This is a genomic window from Elizabethkingia occulta, from assembly GCF_002023715.1.
Taxonomy (GTDB): domain Bacteria; phylum Bacteroidota; class Bacteroidia; order Flavobacteriales; family Weeksellaceae; genus Elizabethkingia; species Elizabethkingia occulta.
Window position 1 is genome coordinate 1 of record NZ_MAHX01000001.1, and the last position, 11,637, is coordinate 11,637.

The following is an 11,637-nucleotide window of genomic DNA, read 5'->3' on the forward strand; positions in this document are numbered from 1 at the left end:
TATATACTGCCCGCTAGGCGATATTTTATCAGCAGGAGGTATAATACTATGTTGATGCTGATGATTTGTTGTAGAGCAGCATGAAGATTTCTCTTCAGTATGTTTAGCTGCTTCTTTTTGCAGGCTTCCGATTGCTGGTAACGAATTACCCGCAGGAGCAGAACAACATCCGGATTTTGGAGCTTCATGTTCAATGCTGTAATTCCCGGCTTCTTCTAACTTCTCCTGAAGCTCTTCTTCTGAAAAATCTCTTTCTGAATGTATTATAGCTACAGGAGGATCTAATTGCACACTAGCAGAGATTCCTTCTATTTCATTTAGCTTTTTCTCTATTTTACTGCGACAACCATCACATGACATTCCTTTTATGCTGAATACTTTTTCCATGTTTAATATTTATACTACAAATTTCGGAAAGTGAAATCAGGTATGTATTATAAATATATGGAAGATGTTTATATAATTCAGCTTCTTATTTCTGTAGAAGTAAAAAAAAGAAGGATTAGCACAAACGCAGAAAAAACAATAAACCTTATATTGTTTTTAAGGCACAAAGAGTTTTATCCTACAATAAAAATTAGTTGTGCTAGCAAAAATCTTTGATTTTTCCTTTATGCCTTAAGAATTTTTTGAAAATCTTTTATAGCTCAATTGTGCCATTGTGTTGGTTTTTGTATAAAATGTCATAATAATCCTTTGACTGAATTAAAATTTAGATTTTATCCAGAGCCTGTCTGTGTTTGTCTTTTGCTTTTTGGAATAGTGAAGGCGAAAAACCTGTAACCTTTTTAAACTGAGAAGAAAGGTGCTGTACTGTTTTATAACCAAGCATGTCCGCTATCTGTGTCAGGGAATACTCATTGTATACAAGTAATTCTTTTACCTTTTCTATTTTATGAAGGATATAGTATTGCTCCAGTGTAACATTTTCTGTCTGAGAAAATAATTTGGATAGAGAGCTGTACTCTTTATGCAGATGTTCACTAAGGTATGTCGATATTTTAAAGTCTTCCTCAATGTTCAGATTTTGTACTTTCTGCAAAATAAGAGTTTTCATTTTCTCAATCTGCTTTACCGAAAGATCCTGAAGGATTTCAAAGCCTTGTTCATTCAAAGCTTTTTCGAGTACAGATACCTGCTCCTTGTCGAGAGTATCCTTAATTTCAGCAACGCCCAACTCTAATTTAGTCAGAGAAATATTCAGATTACTAAAGATATTCTGAACAGACGACAAACACCTGCCGCATACCATATTTTTGATGTGTAATTCCATTAGCCTTCAGGGAATCTGTCGTGTGGATATTCTATTTTGGTTTTGCCATGAGCTGCTGGTTTACCATGTTCATCCAGACTTACCATGATAATTTTATCAATCTTTATAATGGTTTGTCTTGTCATTTTATTTCTTACTTCGCATGAAAGTGTAATAGACGTGTGTCCAAAAGATGTTGCCAAAATTCCGATTTCTACGATATCACCTTGTGTAGCGGAATGTATGAAGTTGATTTCTGATATAAACTTTGTAACGCAACGTGGGTTTTCTAACTGTATAATAGCATATAATGCTGCTTCTTCATCTATCCATTGTAAAAGTCTGCCCCCGAATAAAGACTGATTAGGGTTTAGATCTTCAGGTTTTACCCATTTACGGGTATGGAAATTCATTGCCATAAACTTATTTGTTTTGATAGAGTAAAAATAAAAAAACTTCTACAATAAATGCAGAAGTTTTGGTAGAGAGATTTAGGATTAAGGATATTTAGGGATAAATCCCCTGTTTTTTGTATTTCGTCGTGGATTATCGAAAAACAGGAGATATTGTTTCCTCTGTATAAGCAAAGTTTGTGCTGAAAAAAGTAAATAAATGATAATGAATGTTAATTTTTTTATAAAAGATTCTCCGGGCTTATCGTTTAATGATAAAGCTTGGTTTTACTGTTTTTATTTAGGTATATTTGAGGTTAATTTTAAACAAAAGTATTGTAATGAGAAATCAGTTTCTTACCTGGGGCATTGTCATTGTATTGGCCTCCTGGGGAATAACTTTCCTTATTAACGCCGACCTGTGGATACCAATTTTGCTATCCCTTATTTATCTCTGGGGCTTATATGACGCTTTCCAGACAAAGCATGCTATTTTACGAAACTTTCCTGTCCTGGGGAATTTCCGTTATTTCTTCGAGGAAATATCGCCGGAAATGCAGCAGTATTTCATCGAGAGGAATACTGATGGTAAACCTTTCCCGAGGAATGAAAGATCTGCGGCTTACCGAAGAGCAAAGAATATATCTGCGAATGTACCATTTGGGACACAGTTAGACATTAATACAAGAAAATATGAAGGAATTAAGCACTCTATTTATGCAAAAGTTCCTTCTGAAGAATTACCAAGAGTAACCGTTGGAGGACCATTGTGTAAGAAACCCTACAGTGCATCTTTATTTAATATTTCTGCAATGAGTTACGGAGCATTGAGTAACAGAGCTGTGGTATCTTTAAATTCTGGCGCTAAAAAAGGAAATTTCTTCCATAATACAGGAGAAGGAGGAATATCTCATTACCATTTAGAAGGTGGTGGAGATCTTTGCTGGCAGATTGGTACTGGGTATTTCGGATGTCGTGACGATCACGGACATTTTAACCCTGAACTATTTGCTGAGAAGTCTGCTCATCCAAATGTAAAGCTAATCGAAATAAAACTTTCTCAGGGTGCAAAACCAGGACATGGTGGTGTATTACCAGGAGTAAAGAATACACCTGAAATTGCAAAGATTCGTCACGTAGAACCAGGGAAAACTATTTTATCTCCTCCGGGACATACTGCATTCAACAGTGCAGAAGGTTTATTAAAGTTTGTACAACAGTTGAGAGACCTTAGTGAAGGAAAACCTGTTGGATTTAAACTTTGTATTGGTGATACACGTGAATTTGAAGAGATTTGCGAAAAAATGAATGTACTGAATATCTGGCCGGACTTTATTACAGTAGACGGAGCTGAAGGTGGTACAGGAGCTGCACCATTAGAGTTTTCAGACGGAGTTGGTATGCCTTTGGAGCCTGCACTTATCTTTGTAAACAGAACGCTTCAGAAATATAACGTTCGTGATAAAATCAGAATTATTGCCAGCGGAAAAGTATTGACTTCACTGGATATCCTTAGAGCTGTAGCAATGGGAGCTGATATGTGTAATAATGCAAGAGGGTTTATGTTCTCTTTAGGCTGTATTCAGGCGCTAAGATGTCATTCTAACGCTTGTCCTACAGGTGTGGCAACTCAGGATAAAATGCTGATTAAAGGTCTGGATGTGGCAGATAAGAGCGAGAGAGTATATTATTTCCACAGAAATACATTGCATACGTGTAATGAGCTTATCGCTGCTGCCGGAAGAACTTCTTATGCGGAAGTAGATGCTTCTATGTTTATGAGAGGTGATGAGTTTGAACATTTATCAGATTCTTACTTCCCGGATATCTTGACGAACGTAAAACACAAAACCCAGATCTAATTAAGAACTGAGTTTATCTGTAAAATAAAAAAATCCGGTGAAGCAATTCACCGGATTCTTTTTTGTAAAAGATTTCTCTTATTTCTTAGATTCCTCCACAGAAACTTTTCTGAAGTCTTTCAATAATTTGCTTAACTCTAAAGCAGCTTTTCTAGCTCTTGTACCTGCAGCTTTGTTACCTTTTTCTAATTGAAGGTTAGAGTCAGTTGTGAAAGTTCCAAACTCCTGTGCGATTTTTTCTAATAGTTCTTGCATATGATTAATTTTTGGACTGCAAATATAAAATAATCCTTCATTTATAAAGAATTTTATCGCTGTAAATATCGATAAAATCTACATTTTTATTCATTTTCTAAATTAATGATTCTAAAAATTGAAGCGTTGAAAAAAATATTTTACTGCTTTTTATTTTCAATCAATCTCATTTTTGTTTTCCGAAGTCAAAGAAAAAAAGAGTAACTTTATTTAAATCATCTGTTTATGAGAAAACTATATCTTTTAATATTCATAATTCTGGGATTTTTGGTGACAGCTCAGGATTTGCAAACTATCGCAAAGGAAATTAAAGAAGAAGGGATAAAATTATACAGAAGTGAAATGGCAAGTTGGTACGGAACGGATGTATTTCTGGCCAATTATAAAAATAATGAAAATATTGGCGGATACTTTTCTTATATAAAAGACAATGTACCTGTTTGCATATTCTTTTCAAAAGAAAATAAAGTGATAGGTTCCGTGGCTTTTCCTGCTAGCTATAATCCTAAAGATTTCAAATTGGATCTAACAACAAGAGATTTTACAGATGTTGAGCGAAAATATTTTAACATCCGGCAGAAGGCATTACAAAGGATTAAAGCAGATACTATTTTCAGAGCTTATCAGAATACAAATCTAAATCTGATACCAATTGTTGATGAGAGAAAGAATGGACAAAATAAGGTTTATATTCTGACCGGAACTACACAAAATAATCTTGTTCTGTTTGGTAATGACTATCTGGTTACTTTTAATAAAAATAATGAAATAGAGAAGCCAGAACGTCTGCACAACAGTTTAATTGCGATGAACACAAAAGATGAAAAAGGAGAGAACATGGTAAGTGGAATTCATTCACATATCCTTCCTGACTGGTTGTATATAACACCTACAGATATATGTACACTTATGCTATACCAACATATTCATAACCTGGAAAGTTATATTACGATATCAAAAAAATATACCAGTATATGGGATTGTAAAAACAATAATTTGGCGATTATGAAAACTGAGGATTTTGAAAAAATGAACAAGAGTAAATAAGAGCATAAAAAAATCCTCCCCGAAGGAAGGATTTATATCATTAAGAAATTGCTTAGATTAAGCCTCTTCTTTAGTTTCAGTTTTCTCAGCAGCTTTCGGAGTTTCTACAGGAGCATCAGAAACTACGTCAAATTCGTAATCGTGCTCTACGTTTCTGTGAAGTCTTACTTTTGCAGAAAATTTACCAGTTCTCTTGATAGTGTTACCAGGAATCTTGATGAATTTTTTCTCGATATCTACACCAGCTTTAGCTAATGCTTCTGCAAGATCACCATTGTTGATAGATCCGAAAAGTTTGTCACCAGCACCTACTTTAGCAGGGATAGTTAATACAACTTTTTTCAGTTGATCGATCTTAGCTGTAGCAGCAGCAACTAATTTAGCTTCTTCTTCTTTTCTAGCCTCTAAAGTAGCTTCTAAAGCTGCCTTGTTTTTAGGTGTTGCTAATAAAGCATATCCTTGAGGAATAAGGAAGTTACGAGCGTAACCAGGTTTTACATCGATAGTATCGAATTCAAGTCCTAAATTCTCTACGTCTTTTTTTAGAATAATTTGCATTGTTGTTGTCCGTTTTTAATTTTAGATTCAGTTAAATTTTGAATCCAAAAATCGTTAGAATTAATATTGATTCAGCAACAAAAGAAGCAAGACAAGCCTGCTTCTTTTATTAATTTGTCTTATTTTAAAAGGTCTGCTACGTATGGCATCAAAGCTAAGTGTCTAGCTCTTTTGATAGCTGCAGAAACTTTTCTCTGGTATTTTAGAGAAGTACCAGTATATCTTCTTGGAAGGATTTTACCTTGCTCGTTTACGAATTGTAATAAGAAATCAGCATCTTTATAATCTACATGCTTGATTCCGTATTTTTTGAAACGACAGAATTTCTTCTGTGTTTTTGTGTTGATATCTAGTGGAGTAAGGAACTTTACTTCAGATTCACCACCTTGCGCGGCTTGTTGTGCCATTTCATCTATTGCCATTGTCTTAAGATTTTAGGGGTTAATTAATTAAGCTTTTTGAGATTTCACTTTTGTTCTTCTCGTTACTGCATAGTCTACAGCATGCTTATCCATTTTAGTTGTTAAATAACGGATAACTCTTTCGTCACGCTTGTAAGCTAGCTCTAAGTTAGCTACAACATCACCTTCACCTTTGAATTCGATCAAAGTGTAGAATCCGTTCTTTTTCAATTGGATTGGGTAAGCCAATTTCTTAAGTCCCCAGTTTTCTTTAGCAACGATCTCACAACCATTGTCCTTAATAAGGTCTTCGAATTTTTTAACTGCTTCCTCCACCTGAGCATCAGATAGAACGGGAGTCAAAATGAAAACAGTTTCGTAATTGTTCATAATGATAAAATATTTATTTTTATTTCGAGGTGCAAAGATATTGATATTTTCTGAATTTGCAAACAAAACAAAAGAAAAAGCTCCACTACATAAGTAACAGAGCCTTTTTTAGTTCTTATTGGAATGGATCTCCACACATATCGTATGGAATATCACAATACATGCTGATATTTGGGTCGCAAAGATTTGGTCCGGTAGGTTGCTTCATACAGCATACGATATAACCATTATAAGAAGCTTCGAATTCTCCGGTTGCACAATTGTTTCCCATTCCTAGGATATTCTTTTGTTTTTTTCTGTCAAGTTTTTTCATAATTGATAATATTTATTATTTATTTGATGTTACTGTTAGATTTTACCTTTCGTCTCCACACATTCCCATTGGCATAATACAAAAGTTAACAACCAGCTCGCATGGGTTACTGACAGGTTTTAGGCAACATGCAGTGTAACCATTATGTTCTACTGCATAATGCTTGGGCGGGCAGTCTGTGGAACCTCCTAAGATCGATTTTTGACTTTCCCTGTTTAGCTTTTTAGCATTGTTTAAATGTAGAAATGTTTTTCTCATAGTTTCTATATTTTAAAATTTGGTGATATATTATTTGATAATAATGTTAAATATAGGTTTTTTTTACTAATTCTATGAGAATAAATTGTTAGTAATGAAATATTTATCTTCTTTTTACCAAATCTTTGAGGTGAAGCTTATCTTTAGGAGCACGCACTTCTTTGTTAAGCTTTTCAAGAAAACCAATTTTTAATGAATCATATAATGAGTGTCTGCTAATAATCATGGAAGCAATAGAGGATATCATACCTGCCAGCATTAGATGGAATATAAGGCTGTGTCGATCAGTCATTTCCAATACCAGAATAGCAGATGTAAACGGGGCGCGGGTAATTCCTGTTAAAAAGGCAACCATTCCCGCCAATATAATAACATTAGTCTCTTCTGGAGTAAAATTGGCTAATCCTGAAAATACAGATCCTATGCTTGCTCCTATACTAAGTGCTGGAGCGAAAATACCACCAGCACCACCACTTGTAAAAGATAGGGTAGAGCCTATAATTTTCAGGATGGGCATATACCATTTTTGATGCTTATCACTAGTGAATAAGGAATGTTCCATTAGTTCTTTACCAGATCCTAATATATTTTTATCTATAAAATAAGCAAGTGAAGATATAATAAGAGCAGTACCTATTAAGAAGAAAACATGCTGCTTTTTGTGGGTGAATTTTGCTCTGAATTTATTAATCTTTAGCATCAAGCCGGAAATATAGCTACTGGTGATTCCGGATACTGCTGCAATAAAAATTACTGGAAACATTAACCATAGAGTAGTCCCGCCGGTTTTAGGATAGCCTAAGTACAGATAAGGTCCTGCGAGAGTTTCTGCGGTAAGTCCGGCAATAATTACAGCGGTAAAAAGTGCTGTTTTAAAATAGCTGATATGTGTTTTTGCTAATTCTTCAATAGCAAATACAACACCACCCAAAGGTGTATTGAATGCTGCAGAAAGTCCTGCTGCGGCACCAGTAAGAATCATATTTTTTTGTGAAATCTTTGGCCACCACCTGGGTAGAAGTTCATTGACTTTCCGGAACACAGATCCGGCAATTTGTATTGTCGGTCCTTCTCTACCGATAATACCGCCACCTGTAATAAGGACAAAGCTTGATATAATTTTAATAATAATAATTTTAAAACTTAGCAGGTATTTTATCATATAGCGATCTCTGGGATTTGCCAGATCTACGGATGCCATTACCTGGGGAATACCACTTCCTTTTGCATAGGGGGCAAAACGATCTACAAGCCACCATGATAAAACAAAAGCAACTGGGGTTATAATGAAAATCAACCAGGATTTCCAATGAAAAATTTTAAATAAAAGGAGCTCGCCCCAACCGAAAATTTTAGCGTATAGTACAGCTATAAGTCCTGTGATAATGGAAGCTATCCAAAAAGGGATAGCCTGGAGCAAGTTGTCTTTCAGTCGCTCATTTGTGATATTATCAAAAGCTTGCTTTAGTCGCTTACGAATATAAAAAAGTAGTTTTTTCACCAGTGTTTTTGTGTTTTATGAATTTGCCAGAATATCAATTTTATCCTGTGTCAGTCTGTATACGGTCCATTCATTCATAGGAACAGCTTCCAGAGATTCATAAAACTCGATAGAAGGCTTATTCCAGTTCAGTACAGACCATTCCATTCTTCCGCAGTTTTTCTCTTTAGCTATTTGTGCCAGTGCAACTAAAAGTTTTTTACCATAACCTTTTCCCCTGTGCACAGGTTCTACAAAAAGGTCCTCCAGATACAATCCGGCTTTTCCCACGAAAGTAGAAAAGTTATAAAAATATAATGCAAAGCCTATCGGAACATTGTTCTCTTCAGCAATAAGCACTTTGGACAAGCCTTCATGGAATATATTATGTCTTAGCTCTTCCTCAGAAGTAATAACAGCATCAGAAAGCTTTTCGTATTCTGCAAGTTGTTTGATAAGAGAGAAAATTACAGATGTGTCTTCCTCTGTTGCCTTTCGGATTAGAAAATTGTTGGTCATATAGTTTTTATTGAAAATTAATTAGATTCTCAAATTTATAAAAAGTGAGAAGGATTATCAATTAAAAACTAAAATAAAATACTGAAAATAGTGAGTCCTTGTGCACAAAGAAAATAGATTTCAATATTATTTATGATATTTGTTGTTCTTTAAAAACGATAACCCAAAATGAAAACGAATAAAGTTCTGATATCTTTATTAATATATGCTGCACCATTTTTAGTGTCGGCACAAAATAATTTCGATATCATTCCCAAACCTTCCTCTGTATCTTTAAAGAACGGTGAATATATTTTTCCTCAAACAGTTAAGGTCAGTGTTTCACCAGAGTTTGCTAATGTCAAGCCTCTTTTATCTGAGTATTCTGCTTTTAAGCAAGAAAAAAATATAGTTGGTGCTAAAAATGCAAACTCCGGAGATATCCGTATTGTGAAAGATCAACACAATAAATTTGCTCCCGGAGCTTATCGATTATCTATAAATAGTAAAGGTATACAAATTGAGGCATCAGATATTGCAGGTGCTATTAATGGTGTTCATACTTTTGTACAGTTAGGTTTGCTTCAGAAAGATCCGTCAAGGTTAAGTTTTGCTTCCATTGAAGATCAACCACGTTTTTCGTACAGAGGATTGCATTTAGATGTATCCAGGCATTTCTATCCTTTTTCTTTCCTGAAAAAATACATAGATCTTATGGCTCTGTATAAATTCAATAATTTCCATTGGCATTTGACTGATGGAGCAGGATGGAGACTGGAAATAAAGAAATATCCGGAATTGACTAATAAGGCAGCCTGGCGTACCCATGCAAACTGGAAAGACTGGTGGCAAAATGGGCGTCAGTATACAGAACAAGGGAGTCCTAATGCAAGTGGAGGCTTTTATACGCAGAAAGAAGCAAAAGAATTAGTAAAATATGCTGCTGATCGAGGTATAAATATAATACCAGAAATAGAAATGCCAGGGCATAGCGAGGAAATATTGGCTGTTTATCCGGAATTATCATGCTCCGGGAAACCATATACTCAAAGCGAATTTTGTATTGGAAATCCTAAGACATTTGAATTTCTTCAGAACGTAATAGATGAAGTGCTGGAAATTTTCCCGTTTAAATATATACATATAGGTGGGGATGAAGCGGATAAAAAACACTGGGCTTCCTGCCCGAAAGATCAAGCCTTAATGAAAAAGGAAGGATTAAGGTCTGTTGATGAACTTCAGAGTTATGCTATTCGCAAAATGGATCAATATTTACAGTCAAAAGGGCGGAAACTTATAGGTTGGGATGAAATTCTGGATGGTGGATTAACGCCCGGAGCTACTGTGATGAGCTGGAGAGGGGAGTCGGGAGGTATAGCTGCAGCTAATGCGGGACATGATGTAATTATGACTCCCGGGGAATTTCTGTATTTCGACAGTTATCAGACTGATCCCAGAACTCAACCCGAGGCAATAGGCGGATATTTGCCTTTGGACAAAGTATATTCTTATAATCCGGTTCCTGCAGTTTTGAAAGAAGAAAAAGCTAAACATGTGTTGGGGGCGCAGGCAAACCTGTGGGCCGAATATATTCCGACAACAGAACATGTAGAATATATGGTATTTCCCAGAGCTCTTGCACTGGCTGAAGTCAACTGGACGGCTTTCGAGAATAAAAACATTCAGGATTTTACCAAAAGGCTACAGTCTCATTATAAAATTCTACAACAACTTCAGGTGAATTATTACAGGCCATCCTATAATATATATAGTATAGTGAAATTTGATTCCTCATCCGGAACTAATAAGGTGAGTTTGGTTACTGAGCAAATGAATCCTGAGAATATAAGATATACATTAGACGGTAAAGAGCCAACAAATGAGTCCTTAATATATAAGGAACCTTTTATTCTGAATCAGTCTGCAAAAGTTAAAGCTGCATATTTTATGAATGGTATAAAAATAGGTCCGATTTTAGATTTGGATATAGATATTCATAAAGCAATTGGGAAAAAAGTAATTTATAATAATAAATGGGATGGTTATGAAGCTCAGAAGGAACAAACATTAACGAATGGCGTTTTCGGCGGATTGACTTATCATGATAAGCAATGGCAAGGTTTTACTAAAGATGTAGATGTTGTTGTTGATTTTGAAAAAAAGGAAACACTTAATACGGTTGCTATGCGCTTTATGCAAATTATTGGTCCGGGAGTTTATATGCCCGGAGAAATGAAAGTCTTGGTTTCAGATGATGGAGTAGCATATAAAGAAATTGGACTTGTGAAAAACGATATTCCGGAGACAGAGTCAAAATTAACGTTTAAGCGATTTGAACTAAAATTAAAAACTCCCGTACAGGCAAGGTACCTGAAAATTATAGCTCCTAATACAAAGAAAGGGTATTTGTTTACAGATGAAATTATTGTTTACTAATACATATATATAGTATATAAAATCCGGCTTTGTGCCGGATTTTTAGTTTTTACATATATATATAGAGAGGTATTAAAGCTAAAAAAGAACGCGTGGGCTTCTAGAAAGAGCCTGTTCCAGCAAATGCTTAAAAGAAAACCACGGTTTTTAAAGGGTGTAGAGCGATATATAGAGGATATAAAAAGAGTTCAGTTTTTGCAATGTGAACATAATATTAAATTTTTCTCACCCGTACTCAGACAGTTACATATATTATGTTAAAAAAGGTGTGGTAATGTTTGGTGCGTTATAGAAGTTTTTCTACTTTTGCAGTCCTAAACAATGAGAGTTGTTAGGGGAGCAGGAGATAATTGAGACGAAAAAGCGATTAAAATTTTTAGAAAAAAGATTTGGTCATGTTAATAAAATTTATTAGTTTTGCCCACGCAAAAATGGTTACTAAAAGAACTGTTATAGCGGAGTAGAGTTAACGAATATGACTGAAAAAAAACTTCA

At 35.0% G+C, this 11,637-nt stretch carries 14 protein-coding genes; 3 read left to right on the forward strand and 11 right to left on the reverse strand.

The features are described 5' to 3' along the window. The 3 genes from BAZ10_RS00005 to BAZ10_RS00015 all read right to left on the reverse strand — a co-directional run. On the reverse strand, positions 1–387 hold a 387-nt coding region (locus tag BAZ10_RS00005), incomplete at its 3' end, for a heavy-metal-associated domain-containing protein (protein WP_131828252.1). 325 nt (positions 388–712) lie between these two features. After that, complete coding sequence (locus BAZ10_RS00010) at positions 713–1,273, reverse strand: helix-turn-helix domain-containing protein (protein WP_078770282.1); 561 nt, start codon at positions 1,271–1,273, stop codon at positions 713–715. Beyond that, entirely contained in the window at positions 1,273–1,665 is a 393-nt protein-coding gene (locus tag BAZ10_RS00015; protein ID WP_078770290.1) for an acyl-CoA thioesterase, read from the reverse strand. The genes BAZ10_RS00010 and BAZ10_RS00015 overlap by 1 nt, the downstream gene beginning before the upstream one ends. A 320-nt stretch (positions 1,666–1,985) precedes the next feature. Here BAZ10_RS00015 and BAZ10_RS00020 point away from each other — a divergent pair, with 320 nt between their 5' ends. Further along, positions 1,986–3,506 (forward strand): FMN-binding glutamate synthase family protein, encoded by a 1,521-nt coding sequence (locus BAZ10_RS00020; RefSeq protein WP_078770283.1) that lies wholly within the window; start codon positions 1,986–1,988, stop codon positions 3,504–3,506. A gap of 78 nt (positions 3,507–3,584) precedes the next feature. On the opposite strand, the gene BAZ10_RS00025 is transcribed toward BAZ10_RS00020, so the two are convergent. Further along, on the reverse strand, positions 3,585–3,761 hold the full coding sequence (locus BAZ10_RS00025) for a histone H1 (protein ID WP_009086192.1): 177 nt from the start codon (positions 3,759–3,761) through the stop codon (positions 3,585–3,587). A 225-nt stretch (positions 3,762–3,986) separates the two neighbouring features. Between BAZ10_RS00025 and BAZ10_RS00030 the strand changes: the two genes are divergently transcribed. Further along, positions 3,987–4,808 (forward strand): hypothetical protein, encoded by an 822-nt coding sequence (locus BAZ10_RS00030; protein ID WP_245803700.1) that lies wholly within the window; start codon positions 3,987–3,989, stop codon positions 4,806–4,808. Positions 4,809–4,865: 57 nt separating this feature from the next. On the opposite strand, the gene rplI is transcribed toward BAZ10_RS00030, so the two are convergent. From rplI to BAZ10_RS00065, 7 genes are all read right to left on the reverse strand, one after another. Beyond that, on the reverse strand, positions 4,866–5,366 hold the full coding sequence (gene rplI / locus BAZ10_RS00035) for a 50S ribosomal protein L9 (RefSeq protein ID WP_078770284.1): 501 nt from the start codon (positions 5,364–5,366) through the stop codon (positions 4,866–4,868). A gap of 119 nt (positions 5,367–5,485) precedes the next feature. After that, positions 5,486–5,788, reverse strand: coding sequence for a 30S ribosomal protein S18 (gene rpsR, locus BAZ10_RS00040; RefSeq protein ID WP_021347702.1), 303 nt, complete (start codon positions 5,786–5,788; stop codon positions 5,486–5,488). Between the two features lie 27 nt (positions 5,789–5,815). Beyond that, on the reverse strand, positions 5,816–6,157 hold the full coding sequence (gene rpsF, locus BAZ10_RS00045) for a 30S ribosomal protein S6 (RefSeq protein WP_034870405.1): 342 nt from the start codon (positions 6,155–6,157) through the stop codon (positions 5,816–5,818). 115 nt (positions 6,158–6,272) lie between these two features. Beyond that, positions 6,273–6,470, reverse strand: coding sequence for a hypothetical protein (locus tag BAZ10_RS00050; RefSeq protein ID WP_078770285.1), 198 nt, complete (start codon positions 6,468–6,470; stop codon positions 6,273–6,275). 42 nt (positions 6,471–6,512) lie between these two features. Then, on the reverse strand, positions 6,513–6,728 hold the full coding sequence (locus BAZ10_RS00055) for a hypothetical protein (protein ID WP_078770286.1): 216 nt from the start codon (positions 6,726–6,728) through the stop codon (positions 6,513–6,515). Between the two features lie 103 nt (positions 6,729–6,831). After that, entirely contained in the window at positions 6,832–8,229 is a 1,398-nt protein-coding gene (locus tag BAZ10_RS00060) for a chloride channel protein (protein WP_078770287.1), read from the reverse strand. A gap of 15 nt (positions 8,230–8,244) precedes the next feature. Continuing rightward, on the reverse strand, positions 8,245–8,727 hold the full coding sequence (locus tag BAZ10_RS00065; protein WP_078770288.1) for a GNAT family N-acetyltransferase: 483 nt from the start codon (positions 8,725–8,727) through the stop codon (positions 8,245–8,247). 168 nt (positions 8,728–8,895) lie between these two features. Here BAZ10_RS00065 and BAZ10_RS00070 point away from each other — a divergent pair, with 168 nt between their 5' ends. Beyond that, positions 8,896–11,142 carry a glycoside hydrolase family 20 protein gene (locus BAZ10_RS00070; RefSeq protein WP_078770289.1) on the forward strand — a complete coding sequence of 749 codons (2,247 nt, stop codon included), beginning with the start codon at positions 8,896–8,898 and terminating at the stop codon, positions 11,140–11,142. Positions 11,143–11,637: the final 495 nt, after the last annotated feature.